Annotated in this window: 14 protein-coding genes and 1 other annotated feature; of the genes, 1 reads left to right on the top strand and 13 read right to left on the bottom strand. The window is 43.1% G+C overall.

Annotated features, from left to right (window positions below; genetic code table 11):
- Nucleotides 1-92: 92 nt before the first annotated feature.
- The 6 genes from RSK81_RS05510 to RSK81_RS05485 form a co-directional block, all read right to left on the bottom strand.
- Nucleotides 93-989, bottom strand: a complete 897-nt coding sequence (locus tag RSK81_RS05510; protein WP_002909844.1) for an RluA family pseudouridine synthase — start codon at nucleotides 987-989, stop codon at nucleotides 93-95.
- Nucleotides 973-1,440 (bottom strand): signal peptidase II, encoded by a 468-nt coding sequence (lspA, locus tag RSK81_RS05505; protein WP_002909845.1) that lies wholly within the window; start codon nucleotides 1,438-1,440, stop codon nucleotides 973-975. Before lspA ends, RSK81_RS05510 begins: the two co-directional genes overlap by 17 nt.
- 3 nt (nucleotides 1,441-1,443) lie before the next feature.
- Nucleotides 1,444-2,346 (bottom strand): LysR family transcriptional regulator, encoded by a 903-nt coding sequence (locus RSK81_RS05500; RefSeq protein ID WP_032912458.1) that lies wholly within the window; start codon nucleotides 2,344-2,346, stop codon nucleotides 1,444-1,446.
- A 119-nt stretch (nucleotides 2,347-2,465) separates the two neighbouring features.
- Nucleotides 2,466-3,323, bottom strand: a complete 858-nt coding sequence (locus tag RSK81_RS05495) for a GNAT family N-acetyltransferase (RefSeq protein WP_048773299.1) — start codon at nucleotides 3,321-3,323, stop codon at nucleotides 2,466-2,468.
- 112 nt (nucleotides 3,324-3,435) lie between these two features.
- Nucleotides 3,436-5,397 carry a peptide ABC transporter substrate-binding protein gene (locus RSK81_RS05490; protein ID WP_101771300.1) on the bottom strand — a complete coding sequence of 654 codons (1,962 nt, stop codon included), beginning with the start codon at nucleotides 5,395-5,397 and terminating at the stop codon, nucleotides 3,436-3,438.
- Nucleotides 5,398-5,682: 285 nt separating this feature from the next.
- Nucleotides 5,683-8,481, bottom strand: a complete 2,799-nt coding sequence (locus RSK81_RS05485) for a glycoside hydrolase family 3 N-terminal domain-containing protein (protein WP_315687682.1) — start codon at nucleotides 8,479-8,481, stop codon at nucleotides 5,683-5,685.
- Nucleotides 8,482-8,714: 233 nt separating this feature from the next.
- Here RSK81_RS05485 and RSK81_RS05480 point away from each other — a divergent pair, with 233 nt between their 5' ends.
- Nucleotides 8,715-9,455: a hypothetical protein gene (locus RSK81_RS05480; protein ID WP_315687681.1), complete on the top strand. Its 741-nt coding sequence runs from the start codon at nucleotides 8,715-8,717 to the stop codon at nucleotides 9,453-9,455.
- Between the two features lie 97 nt (nucleotides 9,456-9,552).
- Here RSK81_RS05480 and RSK81_RS05475 read toward each other — a convergent pair whose 3' ends face one another.
- The 7 genes from RSK81_RS05475 to RSK81_RS05445 all read right to left on the bottom strand — a co-directional run bounded on the left by RSK81_RS05475 (nucleotide 9,553) and on the right by RSK81_RS05445 (nucleotide 16,859).
- The gene (locus RSK81_RS05475) at nucleotides 9,553-10,905 is read right to left on the bottom strand and encodes a vWA domain-containing protein (RefSeq protein ID WP_315687680.1); all 1,353 of its coding nucleotides are present in this window, start codon (nucleotides 10,903-10,905) and stop codon (nucleotides 9,553-9,555) included.
- A 250-nt stretch (nucleotides 10,906-11,155) separates the two neighbouring features.
- Nucleotides 11,156-11,449, bottom strand: a complete 294-nt coding sequence (gene rpmA / locus RSK81_RS05470) for a 50S ribosomal protein L27 (RefSeq protein WP_002895619.1) — start codon at nucleotides 11,447-11,449, stop codon at nucleotides 11,156-11,158.
- Nucleotides 11,450-11,466: 17 nt separating this feature from the next.
- Nucleotides 11,467-11,811: a ribosomal-processing cysteine protease Prp gene (locus RSK81_RS05465; RefSeq protein ID WP_002900460.1), complete on the bottom strand. Its 345-nt coding sequence runs from the start codon at nucleotides 11,809-11,811 to the stop codon at nucleotides 11,467-11,469.
- Nucleotides 11,812-11,826: 15 nt separating this feature from the next.
- Complete coding sequence (rplU, locus tag RSK81_RS05460; RefSeq protein WP_002904398.1) at nucleotides 11,827-12,141, bottom strand: 50S ribosomal protein L21; 315 nt, start codon at nucleotides 12,139-12,141, stop codon at nucleotides 11,827-11,829.
- Nucleotides 12,142-12,174: 33 nt separating this feature from the next.
- Nucleotides 12,175-12,354: a sequence feature (ribosomal protein L21 leader region), on the bottom strand.
- A gap of 133 nt (nucleotides 12,355-12,487) precedes the next feature.
- Nucleotides 12,488-13,702 carry a tRNA uracil 4-sulfurtransferase ThiI gene (gene thiI, locus RSK81_RS05455; RefSeq protein WP_315687677.1) on the bottom strand — a complete coding sequence of 405 codons (1,215 nt, stop codon included), beginning with the start codon at nucleotides 13,700-13,702 and terminating at the stop codon, nucleotides 12,488-12,490.
- A 3-nt stretch (nucleotides 13,703-13,705) separates the two neighbouring features.
- Complete coding sequence (locus RSK81_RS05450; RefSeq protein ID WP_002900464.1) at nucleotides 13,706-14,848, bottom strand: cysteine desulfurase family protein; 1,143 nt, start codon at nucleotides 14,846-14,848, stop codon at nucleotides 13,706-13,708.
- Between the two features lie 100 nt (nucleotides 14,849-14,948).
- Nucleotides 14,949-16,859: a fructose-bisphosphatase class III gene (locus RSK81_RS05445; protein ID WP_032909532.1), complete on the bottom strand. Its 1,911-nt coding sequence runs from the start codon at nucleotides 16,857-16,859 to the stop codon at nucleotides 14,949-14,951.
- Nucleotides 16,860-16,895: the final 36 nt, after the last annotated feature.

The following is a 16,895-nucleotide window of genomic DNA, read 5'->3' as shown; positions in this document are numbered from 1 at the left end:
TTGTCTTATTATACCACGATTTACAGAAAATAAAAACGACCGCGATTGAAGCGGTCAAAGGAAAATTTGTATTTTAATAATAAATGAACTTGCTATCTTTGTCGCAGCTTTTCCAAGGTTTCTTGGAAAATATCTGGTACTTCAGCTGTAAATTCCAGAACTTCACCAGTTCGAGGATGGGTGAAGCCCAGCGTTCGTGCGTGAAGAAACTGGCCGTGTCCTTTTAGGGTCTTGCGCGGTCCATAAACCTCATCTCCAGCCACAGGGTGTTCGATGTAGGCCATATGGACGCGAATCTGATGGGTTCGGCCTGTTTCCAGCTGAAGCTCAACCAAGCTATAGTCACCAAAACGTTCCAAGACTTGGAAACGCGTCAGAGCAGGCTTGCCTTTGGCTGTCACGGCCTGTTTCTTGCGGTCTTTTTCACTGCGCCCAATCGGTGCTTCAATCACTCCACGGTCATTAGACAGATTTCCATGAACAATAGCCCAATACTTGCGTAGGGATTTCTTATCCTTGAGCTCATCAGCCAGAGCCACATGGGCTTGGTCATTCTTAGCAATCATGAGAAGCCCAGAAGTGTCCTTGTCAATCCGATGGACAATCCCTGGTCTTAGGACTCCATTGATGCCAGACAGGTCTTTGATGTGATACATGAGCGCGTTGACTAGCGTACCGCTGGTATGACCCGCAGAAGGATGGACCACCATTCCTTGAGGTTTATTGACGACTGCCACGTCCTCATCTTGATAGACGATTTCTAGCGGAATATCCTCTGCCACATACTCAACCACTTCCGGCTCAGGCAGCTCATAGGAGATGACATCGCCTTCTTTGACAGCGTATTTGGCTTTTTTGGCTTGTCCATTGACCAAAATCCGGCCGTCCTTGATCTGCTCATTAGCCAAACTCCGCGATAAGTCTGTCAGCTCGGCAACCGCCTTGTCCAATCGCTGACCAGCTACCGAAGCCTCAATTCTTACTTCCATCTTTTTCTTCCTTCAAAATCATCAACAGTAAAATAGCTACACCAAAGGTTAGATACATATCCGCCACATTGAAAATAGCAAAATTGATAAAATCTAACTGAAACATATCCACAACAAAACCTTGACGTATCCGGTCGATAAAGTTCCCCAAACCGCCAGCAATCACCAAGGTCAGCCCAGCCAGCATCCACTTTGAGGCATGGAGGTGCTTGATGAGGTAGTAAACAGCTCCGCCGATAACCAGAAATGTCACCAATGTAAAGAGCCATTGTTGATTTTCTAGCATGGAGAAGGCTGCACCAGTATTCTGGAGATGGGTTAGGCTCACCAGACGAGGAATGAAACTCTTGACCTGCCCTAGCTTAAAATCGCTGACGATATACAACTTAACCAGCTGGTCCACAGCAATAAGAACCAAGACTGCAAAAGGAATAATAATTTTTCTTTTCATACTTTATTTTTTCTGTGCAAAATACTCTTTCATAACCGATACAAAGTCTTCCCCGACCTGAGTCAGCTCCACATCTTCACGCTTGACATAGACCATATGGTTGTCCAAGTTGTCACGAAGCTTGATGACAGTAATACCATTTACACTATTGCTGTCCAAAAAGCCAGACCCCGTCGCATAAGCATCGGTACGCTCCAAAATCCCATTCAAAGTCGCTCGGTCCGTCACATTAAACATCTGTGAGCTGGCACTGGTATCGACAAAATTCTCTGAATAATAGAGATACTCGTCCTTTTCCTGAGTGAAACGAACAGTTGGCAAGGCAGCTAAATCTTCCATGACCAGCTCATTCTTCTGAGTCAGAGGATGATCTTCCCGCAGGTAAATGTGGGTCTGAAAAGGAATCAACTCAATTACTTCCAAGCCTAGCTTTTCCACCCGCTGCATAATCCCCTTGGTATTTTGATTATTGAGGTAGATAATGCCAATTTCACTATGGCCCTGCGCTACTTCGTCCAAAATCTGCACGGTTGTTGACTCAAAAATTCGGAAATTCTTATACTCTGGATAGGTCTGAGAAAATTGTGTAATCAAAGGTGGCAGAAAATCATAGTGCTGGCTGGCAATAGAAAACTCATCCCGCTCCTCTTCAGGATTAGCATATTGATTTTGAAAAACATCAAAACCCTTGACCAAGTCTTGAGCCTTTTCATAAAACTCCATTCCTCGGCGTGTCAGAAAAGTCCCGCTGCTGGTCCGACGAAAAATCTTGAAACCCAGCTCTTTTTCCAGATCACGGACAGAGATAGACAGACTAGGCTGACTGACATACATTTTTTCCGCAGCTTCTCGAAAAGTCCCACTGTTAGCAATGGCGACCACATAACGCAATTGTTGAATATTCATAATATTTTCCTTCTTTACATATCGTCTCATTATACCATAAACCAAGGCAGAACAAAAGAAACCAACTGTAAGAAGCCAGTTTCTCCTTTTAAGTTAATGAGTAATCTGAGACAAATTTGCTATTTTTCTTTTAGATAGACAACCTCTGTCATCTCTTTGAAGCCTAGCTTTTTATAAAGTTTCAAAGCTCGGGTATTCTGCTTTTCTACGACAATCTGAAACTCCTGTCCATTGAGTTTATTCAAATCCTGCATACTTGCAAGCAAGAGATAACTTCCTAACCCCTGCCCTTGAAAATCTTGATTAACCGCCAAGCCAAAGAAATAATTAGTGCCAAAATCCGTATCAACCGACACAGAAGCTACAACTCTACCATCTTTCTTCAAGATGTAAAGCAGACTGGAACCACTGCTAACGGCTTCTCTGGCGTATTTCAAGGCAACATCTAGCGGTGTCTCAAAGACTTGGGACTGAAAGGCTGCAATCTCTTCAGCCAAGTCCAAACTCCCCTGCAAAACCTCAATCCCTTCTCTTTCTTCCAGAGGAAAAGCTTGAGCAGGCTGTGCCAGCCAAATTTCCGCTTCATCTGTTTGGTAATCAAATCTCCTAGCAAAATCGGGATGACCATTCAAAAAGACCAGCTCCGCTACATACTCAATCTCGGTCAAATCATACTGATCAGCTACTTTTGCAAAAGCAGCCAGAAGCAGATTAGCCACACCCTGACGGCGATACATCGGCAGAACATAGAGAGAAACCTCAGCTTGGCCAGGTTCATCCGCGTAGACTGATAAAAAGCCGATGGTCTGGCCATCCATCTCAGCCAAGAAGAAGGCTGGCATTTCAGGATCTGCATTATAATTATTATCCAGGTAGGGCAGTCTATATCCTCCGTCCACCTTATTACACTCTTGAACTAATTCAAACAATACTTGCTTTTCTTTCTCAGGCAATGCACTATAAATTCCTATTTGCATCCGTCTCACTTCCTTCCAGTATTTCTTTCTATTTTACTACAAAAACCTCGGTCAAGCCATTCAAAAAGGGGCTGGAAAAATCCAGCCCCAATGTCGCTAAGTGAATCGTTTTTTATTTTTCAACGTGGTCAGCAAGTTCTTCCTGGGCTTTTTTATTTGCCGCAGTAGCTTCTTCTTTCCATTTTTTCTTAGCAGCTTCATATTCTTTGGTCGTTACAACATCCTTCTGAAGCTGAGTCAGCTTGAAGTTGTAAGCTGAACCTTTGACACCAACTGGTGAGTAGGCCTTTGTAAATGGCACTGATTTAGTAACCGACGGCGTTGCCCCTTGTGAAACAGTCGGGATAATTAAGCCACTATCTAGCAACCAAGCTTCCGCTTCTGCATACTTTTCGTAACGCAGCTGCACATCGTTGGTTTCAGCATTGGCTTCTTCCAGCATCTTAGTATATGTATCCAAGCCTAGCTCTTTAATCTTATCATTGTCTTGACCAGGTTCAAAACCAAAGTTTTGCAAGCTTCCACCGTTCTTGATATTAAGAGTGTCAAGGTAGGTAGATGGGTCTTGGTAGTCACCAGTCCAGCCACCAGTAGACATATCATAGTCTTTCTGAGCAGCAGAATTAGCAAAATAGGTGATATTATTAAGATCGTCTGTGCTCATCTTTTGCAGGTCAATCACGACATTTTCTGCTCCAAGAGCCGATTCGATAGACTGCTTAGTTGAGCTAGCCCATTGAACGCCAATCGTGCTAGACTGATCCACAGGCATATCTAAGTGAATTGGGAATTCAACTCCTTTAGCCTGCAAGGCTTGCTTAGCTTCTGCAAATTTCGCCTTAGCTTTTTCAGGATTGTAGTAAGGATCTTGAGCGTCAGAAAGATCAATTCCTTGCCATTGGCTACCATAGTTGACTAATTTTTCCCCAACAACGGTTCCAAAGTCCTTGTCGCCAATTTGAACAAAAGTAGGCGGCACTAAGGTGTTTCTCAAGACCTTAGTCGCTCCGTCTTCACCATTTCCTTGCGCACCATAAGATGTACGGTCAAAGGCAAAGTTAATAGCCTGACGGAAGTCCTTGTTCATGATTGCTTCGTTAGTAGCAGATTTTTGAGCGTCTGTTGTTTTAGAAGTATGATTGTAAGACTGACGGTTGTAGTTGAAATTATAGTAATAAGAAGTAGAATCCTGCGGGCTGTATACGATATTGTCCGCATATTTCTTCTTGACTGAAGCAAAGCCAGAGCTATTCGGATAGAGACGAGCCGTGCTGTAAACGCCATCGCTGAAGTTGCGAATCAGCGCTTCCTGATCATTTCCATCATAGTAGGTCAGTTTGATACTATCCAGAGTAACATTGTCTTTGTCATAGTAGTTTTGGTTCTTGACAAATTCCATCACAGACTTGGAAGTCAGAGACTTAAGCAAGTAAGGACCATTGTAGAGGATGCTAGATGGCTTGACTGAGCCAAAATTGCTTCCTTCTGCTTTCAGAAACTCTTCATTGACTGGAAAAAGAATCGTGCTGGTCGTTTTAGAGTTCCAATATGGCTCAGGGCGAGCCAGAGTGTATTGCAGAGTATGGTCGTCAATAGCCTTGACACCAACATTGTCAAAATTCTTATCTTCACCCTTGATATAAGCATCCAAGCCCTTCACAGAGTCCTGAACGAGATAAATAGCTTCAGAATTTTCATCCGCTGCATACTTCAAGCCAGTCACAAAGTCCTGAGCTTTTACTTCTGCATATTCTTCACCATCGGATGTGTACCATTTAGCATCATCACGCAGCTTATAAGTATAGGTCAGACCGTCCTTAGAAACTGTCCATGACTTCGCGATAGAGGGAACCAGATTTCCGTACTCGTCATTTTCAAAAAGTCCATCGACCAGGTTGGAAATGACATCATTTGTCGTTGCACGGTTTGTAGCAAGATAGTTCAAGCTGTCAGGGTCTGAACTATAAACGTAAGTATAATTATTTGTGCTAGATGAAGACTGGCTACAAGCCGTAAGCAATAGCCCGGCACTCAGTGCAACTCCAGTCGCAATCAGCCATTTAGATGCTTTCATGGATAGAACCTCCTTTGATGTTACATTTTATAACATGAACTATTATACCAAAAAGCGTATAAAAAGTAAATAGTAAACTGATGACAGACGAGTAAAATATTCAAGCCTACGTATTTTTAGAAAACTCGCAAAGCTCTCTGCTGCAGCATTCCTACAAATCTCCAAATAAAAAAGGAAGAATCCGCTTTTACTGCAAAGTTACTTTGGATTCTTCCTTTTTGTTATTTTATCAAGAATAAGTAAAACTGTGAGCTCTTCAACACTGCTCGCTCGTTCTTTTATTGCTTATAGTCTGCGAGAGGACAAGTCATACAGATAGACAGCCCCAAACAAGAACAAGGCACCCAACAAGACTAAGAACAAACTGCTGCTATCTCCTGTTTTAGGAAGCTGGCTAGCCTGTGTAGCCTGCTGACTTAGTTGCTGACGAGAACTTACAGGTTCAACAGAACGCAAACTCAGCTGCGGAGGATTTTGTTGACCTGGAACCATGCTCTGCCTAGCTGCAGTAATCTGAACAAGCTCCTTGTAATAACCTTCTCCCATGCTGAATGCTCTGTCTTGACTGTCAATCAAGGTTAGGGAAAGTACTGGACTGAACTGACCTTCTACTAAGCCTTTCAAGCCTATCTCAACTGGATTGGTATCATTGGTTTTTTTAGAAATCAGAACAGTATCACCAGAGATGGTATAATCTGGACTAGGGAGAATGCTGAAGTGCTGAGTATCCATCTTAAGAGCAAGACGGTAGTCCTCTTTTTCTAGACCGTTTAGTCCACTCAGGGTAACGGTAGCTGTAAAAGGCTGATCTAGCTGAGCAGATGCAGTGACATTGACTTTGATATCCTTAACTGGATCGGTGTAAAAGAGACCATGCCCGATAGGATAGGCCACCTCTGTCTCTGATATGATACCATCCTTGATGCGCGGCACATTTACCGGTAACTTCCCAACATGATTTTGACCATTGAAAATGACTTCCACACCAGCTGGGATATTAGGTCCGAAGGCATTGTCAGGCTTCAGAGACTCGGTTGGATCCATTCCCTTGTTTCCATAAACTGCTACAATAGCCTTGGCATTAGGATAATTCGCTACATCATAAGGTTTAGAAATGCTCATGATAGCTGCTTGTTTTCCAGTTTCATTTGCATAGCCCACAACTTCTGTCGGAACTCTTGTCAGCCAGAAATCGCTGGCTAGTTGAGATTGTCGACCAATTTCAGAAATCAAGACTAGGTGAGTTGCTTGGTCAATCTTCCCTTTCAAATCTTCTAACTTGGTTGTTTTGCTGTAGTTTAGCGCTTCATATGTGACACCTGCTGGAATCACTCCGTCCGCTATCAGACGCTTGACACCCAGCTCTAGTCCAGGTACTTCATCGTCATAAGCCGCTAGCATCAAAATTCTGTCGCCAGATTTGACCTTAAAGGGCAGAACAGTATCATCGTTTTTAACTACGGTCACTGCACTAGCAGCGATTTTTCGTTCAGTATCTCTGTTTAACTCTGAGCCAACAGTTGCTTCAGCCTTAGCTTGGGTACGTTCAGATGGGTCAAAGTCTAAAATACCTCGTTTTTCTTTTAGATTCAAGATGCGAGTCACTGACTCATCCAATCTGCTGACTGGAATATCACCTCTCTGAACCGCCTGTTCAATATCGTTGATAATCTTATCAATCTTGGCCAAATCACTCTTGCTTCGTAAGACAGTTGGCATCAGCACCACATCTACACCTGATTTGATTGCCATGATAGCCGCTTCGGATTCTCCAAAGTTTTTGGCAATCGCATCCATCCCCATAGCATCAGACACTACCACACCCTTGTAGCCAAATTTCTTGCGAACAATGCCGGTAATAATGTCATCAGACAAGGTGGCAGGGATATAGATGGTTTCCCCAGTTTGTTTAGATATAATCGAGTCTTTTTCAATCTGAGGATACTGAATATGGGCAGTCATCAGCATGTCAGCGTTTTTGTCAATGGCAGCCTTGAAGGGCAGCAACTCCAGCGCTTCCAACTCCGCATAGGACTTATCTACCAGAGGCAGACCAGTGTGAGAATCTACTGCCGTATCGCCATGCCCAGGGAAATGCTTAGCCGCTACTGCGACATTGTATTTCTGAATCCCCTCCATCATAGCCGTTCCCAAACGGGCAACCACCTTAGGATCTGAAGAGAAGGAACGCAAACCAATAACGGGATTCTGCGGATTGTTATTTGTGTCAAAAACTGGTGCAAAGTTGACATTCAAACCTAGAGCCGATAGCTCCCGTCCGATGATTTGACCTGCTTGATTAGCCAATTCCGGATCACGCGTCGCGCCAACTGCCATGTTGCCGGGAAGAGCTGTCCCGCTGCCCAAACGATAGACAATACCACCTTCTTGGTCAATAGCGAGCAAGAGCGGCAACTTACCATTATTAGCTTGGTTACCGATAGCTGCTTGCTGCAGGGCCTGCGTCAAGGCTAAGGTTTGAGCAGTTCCTTTCACATTCTCAGCAAAAAGAATAACTCCGCCAAAGTCGTATTTATCAACCGCTTCTGCCACTTCTTTATTAAGCTCCGTCATATCGGACTGGGCGGCTTGACCCTCTTGCTGCCATTTTCTGAAGTCTGGCATCAGCATCTGGGTAATCTTCTGACGAAGCGTCATATCCGCCACAAGCTCCCGCACTCTCTTAGAAGCAGACGGTGCATCAGTCTCAGCCTGACCTTGATCTTGATTAGCTTTCGAGGAAACTTCCGCAGCCTGAGCAGTCGCTGGTTTGGCAGAATCTTCTACTAAATTACCAGTATTGCCTTCTTTGGTTGAAGCAGCAGTTTCATTAGCTGCAACTGACGGAGCATCAGAGACTGGCAAGGCTTTTTCGGCAATCTGACTATCCTGACTTGGTGTGCCCCTAGCCCCTGCACCACTATCAGAAGAGTCCGTTACAACTGCAGCACTTGCTTGTTCAGACTGGTTAGCAGATTCCGGTGGCTGATTAACCGTATCTGCCTTTATAGCTCCCAATGGCCAAAAAACCAGCAATGATAAGGCAAGTGCCAATAGCAATTTATACCTTTTCATCATAGGCATTCTCCTTTCATCCCTATAATAGCACAAAAAACGATGTTTGTAAACGTTTACATATTATCTAATTGTTGTTTGTTTTTATCACCAATTAGTAATATAATCTCTATAAAAATGAAATAGTATTACAATATTATAGAAATGTTACAGAGGTATAATTTTATAGAAATAACATAACCTAACTGTTAAAAATGAGATTCTTTAATCTTATAGTAACAGTTGCATAGAAAGGATTTGCTATGAGACAAGAAAAGAACACCAAAGCAATGTTCAACCGCCGCTATTGGCTGGGCCTCTCTCTCGCTTCTGCTGCGACTTTGGCCTCTGCTTTGATTTCCACCGGAACAGTTCGAGCGGAGAACAAGTCAATCCCTGACTGGGCTTCTAGACGTGAAGTTGGTATTTACGATCCTAGTGTACCAGATATTGAGGACGACCCTACTATCTTTGATGATCCAGGACCTATCAAGGTTCCGGAGGCTCCTAAGCGTGAGTTCCCTGCTGCTTTTTATGATGAGTCTGGGGAAATAATTAAAAATAGAATCGTACTTCACGAGGGTAAATACTATCTCGCAAACCAATATGGAGATACATACAAAATTCAAGATGACCCAGCAGAACAAATTCCGACAAATCTAAAAAACTCCTTCTATACCAGCCCAACAGGTAAGGTCTATTATTTTGACGAAAAAGGACGAAGGGTCATCAATCTTTACAGTGTTGATGGCAAACAATACTTCTTTGATTCTTACGGAGAAATGGCTAAAAACAAATTTATTAGTTACTCTGAATACACTTATTACTTTGGAGAAGATGGAACACCTTATAAAAACGGACTTTATAAGATTGGCAAGTACTATTATTACTTTGGTGAGTACGGTGAACTTTATAGGGAAACTATTGTCAACTACAATGGAAAGACCTATTATGCAAATTGGTATGGCGTTGTTAATATAAAAGATGAAGAAGTTACACCATAACGAAAAATACCAGAAATGAGGACGTATGTCTTCGTTTCTGGTATTTATTTTATTCAAAATCACTCAAATAGAAAATTCATTTTTTATAAGCAGATGGTTATTGTTCTTTTGATTTTCTTACACTAATACCTAGTCCCAATCCAGCCAGAAGCAAACCAAGCCCCTCAACACTATAGACTGCCTTTTCGCTACTTCCTGTTTTAGGAAGAGACTGTTCTGATTTAGCCAAAAGTGTTGGTGCCTGAACATGGTAGACGGTAGATGTAGGCATTGTAGTACGACGCTCAAGATAGAATTGATAACTATCTTTTATGATTTTATAGTAACGAGCTTCATTGACACTTTCAACAATCCATGAAGTGGTTCCCTTTATCAGAGCATCAGCCAAGTTATTTTCGATATCAAGCACTCTGCCTTCTGTTGCAAAATTTTTGTAAATTCCCTCAATCGCTTTTACCGTCGCTACGGTTCTTTCTATACCAGCAGCTTTTAGAGCAGCAAGTGTATCAGCAACCGTTGGAATTGAAGGATCTTCTTTCATTTCAGCATCTGTCAATAAAACGACGAATTTCTTATTTTTAGATGACTTAGACCAATCATAGGTCGAAATAATCTGGTTCAGGGCAGGAGTTGGTGTTTCTGGAGTATCTCCTCCACTCGCTATACGAATCGCAGCCAATGCCTTTTCGAGCTCAGCCGGATCAGTTGTAAAATAAGATGAACCAAACCGTGTTAGAACCGTATCTTCATCTTTGCTGCCAGAATTACGGCCGTAGACTTCATCACTAAATGTTGCCAAGCCAAAACGGGCTGTAATCCCCTCTTTAGTAATATTTCGCACAAATTCATTAATATTTGTACGAACAATATCAATTGTGCTGCCCATGGATCCTGAACGGTCAACAACAAATACAATATCAGCTGAACCAGCTTTTGTCACAGTTGGTGGCGTTGAGGTGTAGGTAATAGTTGTAGTCTTATCTACTCGCTCATACTGCGTATAGGGATTTCCATTTTCATCTGTGCCAGATAAAGTATTTTCAGTACGTCTAGTTATTGGCTCTGGCGCCTTATCAACCTTTGCCGGAGCCACTTCTGTCTTTGTAACATCAACAGTCGACGTTTCTACACGGACTGTTTGATTGCCTTCTTGACTTTCTTTGACATCAACAGGTGAAACATTTTTTGAGACATCGATCAAATCTCCTGGTTTCGCTGTAGATTCTTCAACAACAGGTTTCGTCGTATCAGCAGCAATTTCAGTACCAGCAGCTTCAATCGGAGAGCTTACTGCTTCAGTTTTTGCAATACCACTTGAAACTGGTGTGCCAACCTGGTCTGCAAAAACATGCGAAGCTTGTGAAAAGGCAAATAGAAGAGTTGCTGATGCTAATCCAACTTTCAATTTGTACAATGAAAAGCCTGGAAGTTTAAATGATTCTTTTTCCATAATTTCTCCTTATCTTTTTAGATTTAGAAACATGATTGCATTTATTTTATATAGAATAACATAAAAAATAGGAATTGCAAGCGATTTCAGATATTTATTATTCTAAAAATTAAAATTTTAGAATATTATCAGAGTTTCTATGCTAAAATTGATGAGCATCATCATGAATCATTAAACAAATGCTTTATCGTGCCGTCTCTAATAAGAAATCCCCATGCTCAATTATCCGAGCATGGGGATTTCTTATTAATTATTTAGCGATTGGGTAAACAGAAACTTGTTTCTTATCGCGTCCTTTGCGTTCAAAGCGTACTACGCCTTCAACCTTTGCGAACAAAGTATCATCTCCGCCGCGTCCAACATTGACACCTGCATGGATATGAGTGCCGCGTTGACGGTAAAGGATAGAGCCGCCTGTTACGGTTTGACCGTCAGCTGCTTTAGCTCCCAGACGTTTCGCTTGTGAATCACGTCCGTTAGATGTGGAACCTCCACCTTTTTTGTGGGCGAATAATTGCAAGTTAGCAAGATTCATTTTTAACATAATGTTTTTCCTCCGTGTTAGTTTTCTGTGATAACTCTGGTTTGGACGAACTCAGATGAGTCCTCCGATAAGTTTGCCATTCCTAAGAAAAATGATTCAAAGAAAAGCTGAGTCATTTCTCTTTGGTGCGACGGTATATCCTGAGGAATTTCAACCTTCAGATAACCGCCTTCTATTTCGTTTAATTCTAAGTTTGGTTCGTAGCCTGCGAATTTCTCAACTGAATTGACAAAATTAATGGCGAGCGTCGAAACGGACGCACACACGACATCAAAGCCGTATTCACCACTCGCGGCGTGACCTGTGATTTCTGCACGCCTCAGTTCGCCATCTTCGGCTCTTTCAAAGACTGCTTGTATCATTTAATCTCCTTAAAATTAAGCGTTGATAGCGTTGATGACAACTTTTGTATATGGTTGACGGTGACCTTGTTTACGATGGCTGCCTTTTTTAGGTTTGTACTTGTAAGTAACAACCTTCTTTTGCTTGCCTTGTTTTTCAACAGTTCCGACAACAGAAGCTCCAGCAACAAGCGGAGTTCCGACAACAGTGTTTTCACCACCAACAAGAACAACTTCGTCAAAAGTAACGTCTTGACCAGCTTCAGCGTTCAACTTTTCAACGTAGATTGCTTGACCAACTTCAACTTTAACTTGTTTTCCGCCAGTTTTAATGATTGCGTATGTGCTCATTATGCACCTCCTATGATTTTTAGGGTTTCCCCGGATTTTGTGAAGACTCGCCTAGCATCGTGGGACGAACCACTTAAGAGAAGAGCTCTAAGTATAACAAAGAATAAACTAGGAATTGAGCCGAAGGCATAACTTGTGTTAGGCAAGGCGACAATGATGAAGTTTAAATTTGTTATACGACGAGCAACGATGTTCGTGCGGTTGCACAGGAATGTGCATAGTCAACTCTATAAGTATAGCACTTCTACAGTTCTTTAGCAAGCTTTTTCATCTTATGAAAACGGATTTTCAAGGATTATCTTTAGATTTTATCCGCTGATGCACAAAGACAACTTCATTCTCGCTTTTACAACAGCCCCTCAATCAGCTCGTCAACTTCATCAGCCACTGCTTGTGGTGTGATTTCTGTAATCATGATGCCTGCAACAGCGCGCTCAACCAAGCCTTCAACATCTAGGTAAGTTTCGTACTTCTCAGCATTCTTGATTTTCGGATTGGTCTTAGGACGGTCTGGAGCAAAAATAGTACAGCAGTCTTCAAATGGCTGGATAGAGATTTGGAAAGTATCAATTTTCTCTGCAATCTCAATGATTTCCAGCTTGTCCATCGTCACGACAGGACGGATAACCGGTGTATTGGTCACTGCGTTGATAGCCTGCATACTTTCGATGGTTTGACTTGCCACCTGACCAAGACTTTCTCCATTGATAATGACTTGAGCGCCCCGCTCCTCCCGAATCCGGTCTGTAATGCGCATCATAAAGCGACGAGTCAGTGTCATCAGGTAGGCTTCTGGAGCTTTAGCCTTGATTTCCTCCTGAATCTCTGTAAAAGGGACTTCGATAAACTGAATATTGCCACCAAACTTGGTCAGTTTGCGAGTCAAATCTTGAGCCTTTTTCAACGAACCTGGACTGGTATAAGGCGAACTGGCAAAGTGAACCGCCTCGATATCTACACCGCGCTTGAGAGCTAGATAACCAGCCACCGGTGAGTCGATCCCACCAGACAGCATGAGCATGCCCTTGCCTGAAGTCCCGACTGGCAGACCTCCAGCACCACGAATTGTCTCGTAAGAGATATAGGCCGCTTCTTCACGGATCTCGACACGTAGCTCAATATCCGGCGCTTTCATCTTGACCTGAACATTTGGAATGGCTTCAAAAACAGCATCACCAAGCGTCTGGTTAAGCTCGCGGCTATCCAATTCAAAGCTGTGGTCACTGCGCTTGCTGGTAATCTTAAAGGTCATACCCTCTTGATAGACTTCTTTCATGATGGATTGGACAGCTTCGATTAGGGCTGGAACAGATTTTTCAATTTTATAAGACGGTGAAAAATTCTGAATTCCAAAAATCTGCTTGAGCGACTCAGCGACCGGCTGATAGTCTGTTCCGTGCAGATAGACATGAGTTCGGTCACGGTCAGCCTTGACATGGACTTTGGGATAGACTGACAAAACAGCCTGGATATTGCGTTTGAGTTTGTTGATAAAGCGCATGCGGTTCTTGCCCTTAGTAGACAGCTCACCGTAGCGCACCATAATTTCTGAATATTGCATTGTTTACCTTACTTTTCTGGTTTTTTCGTAAATGATTTTAAAGGTTGTCAAAAACTGCTCCATCTGGCTCATATCACTGTCAAGATCCAAACTGATACGAACAGCAGTCTGAGCGAGAGATTTCTCAACGCCCATAGCGATTAGGGTTCCTGCTGGCTTACCGGCCTTAGAAGAGCAAGCACTAGTAGTCGAGATATAGATCTCGTAGTCTTCAAATGCATGAACGACGACTTCACCCCGCACTCCCTTGATACCAAAGGTTAGTATATGAGGCGCAAAATTTTCCATGCCTGAGAAAATCACCACATCTGGATACTTCTGCAGCTCTTCAAGGAGAATCTTCTTCATCTGAGCCGTCCGCTGGGCAAATGCTTCTTGCTTTTCCATGGACAAACGCAGAGCCTTGGCTGTCGCTGCAATACCAGCTAAATTTTCTGTTGTAGAGCGCTTATCCGACTCCTGGCCGCCACCAGTCAAGAGGGGACTGATTTTCTTGCCAGACTTGATATAGACAAAGCCTACCCCCCGAAGACCGTGAAATTTATGACTGGAAAATGTCGCAAAATCCACACGATCCGTCAGATAAGCAGCCGTCGGAATCTTCGTAATAGCCTGTACAGCATCCACATGAAAGGAAATGGTCGGCTTATCTGCTAGCAGTTCGGATATTTTCTGAATGAGCTGAATACTGCCGATTTCATTATTGACAGCCATGATGGAGATCAGAGTGGTGTCTGGTCGAATCAGCTCCGCTAGCTTGTCTACATCAACAAAACCTGCCTTATCAACTGGGGCAAAATCTATTTCAAAACCTTGACTCTGCAACCAGAGGGCTGATTCTTTAACCGCGGGATGCTCAATGTTGGATACGATGATGTGTTTGCCAAAGGGAACTTTTTCAAAAGCAACTCCTTTAACCACCCAGTTGTCCCCTTCTGTCCCTCCTGACGTAAAAAAAATCTCCGACGAAGACTTGCCTAAAAGCTCTGCTATTTGCCGGCGTGAAGCTTCTAAGAGACGGGTTGCCTGATTGCCTAAACTGTGCAGACTGGATGGATTTCCCCAGATTTTAGAAGCAACTTCCGTGTAAGCGGCCAAAGCCTCGGGATAAGGCTTGGTTGTCGCTGAATTATCTAAATAAATCATGTTCTTTCCTCAAAATTTCAATACTCCTATTGTAACACGAAAGAGAAACTGGAACAAGAAAGAAAAAGCCCTAAATTCTGCTAAAACTTAGGGCTAAACTTCACCGGTCATAAAACTCATGTAATAAGCCAAAGAGTTCCTGTTGTTGAGCTAACAAGCTCTGACCGATGGTAGTAGATTTGATGAGGGTTCGTTCCTCTACATTTTCAATTACCTTTTTCAGGGAGGTTTGAGCAAACGGCGATTCAACGACTTTTTGAGCGTTTTGGAAAGGCTGATGGGTCACCAACTGGAAGCCATAGGAATTATTGAGCAGTGAATAGCCAGCCGTTCCAGTCTTCTTCTGATAGGCCTTGCAGAGGCCACCATCAATGACAAAGAGCAAGCCACCACCACGGATAGGCGACTCTCCCTTGCCCGTCTTAACCGGAGTATGACCATTGACCATCCTAGACTCTTGAGAAAAGAGGCCAAATTCTTCCAAAATCAGCTGGCAGACTTTCTCAGAATTACGATAAGAAAAATAAGAATTTTCCACTTCCTTGTGGGTGCCCTTATCTTCAATGAAATAGCGCTCCAAGGTAGTCATCTTTTCTTTGCCAAACAGAGGAGACAACTTGCCTTTCCAGCAATACCAAATCAAATCAGTCGACAAATCATCACCCACCTCCTTGTTCTTGGCCGACTGTCGAATATGATACTCAAAAAAATCCAGCAATTCCTTGCCCGCATAATGGGCTTGATTAAGAATGAAAGGCTGGAATTCTCCTGACGGCTCCAGCGGGATGCAGCCGTGAAAAAGCAAGTGCTGGTTGTAAATCTTATACATAGAGCCCTTGTTCATCAGAAGACTCATATGCTCAGCCATCTTTAGAGAACTTTGGAATGAGGCCAGCATACTGTCTACAGCTTGATTTTCTTCTGGTGTCAAAGCTGATGGATTTTCCGGATTGATAGTTTGGAAGCAGGTATTAACCAGGGCATGTTTAGTATCGTCAATCGTAATGCTTTCTTCCCAATAGTCAATCTTGTCCAACATGACATGGTCCTGCATCTGGAATTCAGGCCGTCGTTTGATGAGTTGATTTTCCAGCTTGAACTGGATAATCGCTAAGGCTTGGTGAACCTTTTCCAGCTGCAGAATTTCCTCATCTGAAAATTCCTGCTCTCTGCCTCCAAGAATGGGTCTAAACTTAGGATTAGACTGGTAAGTCTTATCCGCAAAAAGAGTCAAGGAGCGTAGGTTTAAACCATAATCTTTCTCGATATCCCAGAGATAGCCGTAGCGAGCTGCGATGCGCAGCACATTGAGCAAGCAGGCCTTAGAGCCAAAAAAGGCTCCCATCCAGATAATGTCGTGATTGCCCCACTGAATATCAAGCGAGTGAAAATGCTGCAGTTCATCCATGACCTGAGCACTGCCAGCTCCTCTGTCAAAAATATCTCCAACCACATGCAGATGGTCAATCAACAACTGCCGAATACTTCGGGCCAAGCCTAGAATAAAAGGCACCGCTTCCCGCAATTCAATCACATAAGTCAGGATATTCTCAAAATAGGATTTTTTATCAGCTAAAGCCCGGTCACTATAGAGCAACTCCTCGATAATATAGGCATATTGTGGCGGCAAGGCCTTTCTGACCTTGGACCGACTGTATTTGGCACCTGCAAAAGCCAGCAAGTTCAAGAGCTGGGGAATGGTTTCCTGATACCAGTCTTTGCCTTTAGTTTCTTCCCCCAGCACAAGCTCAGGATAGGAAACCAGCGCTGACAGGCGGTCTTTGTGATCTTCTGACAAGCTGTCTCCAAAACAGTCCTTAATCTTCTCATTGAGGATACCTGCACAGCTTCTCAAAATATAGTCAAATGCAGCAAACTCCCCGTGAATGTCACTGATATACAGCTCCGTTCCTTTGGGCAGATTCAAAATTGCCTCTAGGTTGGTCAGCTCTGTAATGACCTTCTGCCGACTGTCAAATTCTTTCAGTAAAATACGCTTATATTGCTCCATCATATGCCCTCACTCTATAACCGCTTTTTGCAATCT

The sequence above is a fragment of the Streptococcus sp. DTU_2020_1000888_1_SI_GRL_NUU_041A genome (assembly GCF_032387735.1).
GTDB classification, from domain to species: Bacteria; Bacillota; Bacilli; order Lactobacillales; family Streptococcaceae; genus Streptococcus; species Streptococcus sanguinis.
The sequence above is the reverse complement of the archived record's forward strand: the minus strand, read 5'-3'. Positions and strand labels throughout refer to the sequence as shown.

Excerpts from the sequence above, each read along its gene's own strand:
- RSK81_RS05510 (WP_002909844.1), bottom strand. The coding sequence starts at position 989 with ATGGAAGTAAGAATTGAGGCTTCGGTAGCTGGTCAGCGATTGGACAAG.
- lspA (WP_002909845.1), bottom strand. The coding sequence starts at position 1,440 with ATGAAAAGAAAAATTATTATTCCTTTTGCAGTCTTGGTTCTTATTGCT.
- RSK81_RS05500 (WP_032912458.1), bottom strand. The coding sequence starts at position 2,346 with ATGAATATTCAACAATTGCGTTATGTGGTCGCCATTGCTAACAGTGGG.
- RSK81_RS05495 (WP_048773299.1), bottom strand. The coding sequence starts at position 3,323 with ATGCAAATAGGAATTTATAGTGCATTGCCTGAGAAAGAAAAGCAAGTA.
- RSK81_RS05490 (WP_101771300.1), bottom strand. The coding sequence starts at position 5,397 with ATGAAAGCATCTAAATGGCTGATTGCGACTGGAGTTGCACTGAGTGCC.
- RSK81_RS05485 (WP_315687682.1), bottom strand. The coding sequence starts at position 8,481 with ATGCCTATGATGAAAAGGTATAAATTGCTATTGGCACTTGCCTTATCA.
- RSK81_RS05480 (WP_315687681.1), top strand. The coding sequence starts at position 8,715 with ATGAGACAAGAAAAGAACACCAAAGCAATGTTCAACCGCCGCTATTGG.
- RSK81_RS05475 (WP_315687680.1), bottom strand. The coding sequence starts at position 10,905 with ATGGAAAAAGAATCATTTAAACTTCCAGGCTTTTCATTGTACAAATTG.
- rpmA (WP_002895619.1), bottom strand. The coding sequence starts at position 11,449 with ATGTTAAAAATGAATCTTGCTAACTTGCAATTATTCGCCCACAAAAAA.
- RSK81_RS05465 (WP_002900460.1), bottom strand. The coding sequence starts at position 11,811 with ATGATACAAGCAGTCTTTGAAAGAGCCGAAGATGGCGAACTGAGGCGT.
- rplU (WP_002904398.1), bottom strand. The coding sequence starts at position 12,141 with ATGAGCACATACGCAATCATTAAAACTGGCGGAAAACAAGTTAAAGTT.
- thiI (WP_315687677.1), bottom strand. The coding sequence starts at position 13,702 with ATGCAATATTCAGAAATTATGGTGCGCTACGGTGAGCTGTCTACTAAG.
- RSK81_RS05450 (WP_002900464.1), bottom strand. The coding sequence starts at position 14,848 with ATGATTTATTTAGATAATTCAGCGACAACCAAGCCTTATCCCGAGGCT.
- RSK81_RS05445 (WP_032909532.1), bottom strand. The coding sequence starts at position 16,859 with ATGGAGCAATATAAGCGTATTTTACTGAAAGAATTTGACAGTCGGCAG.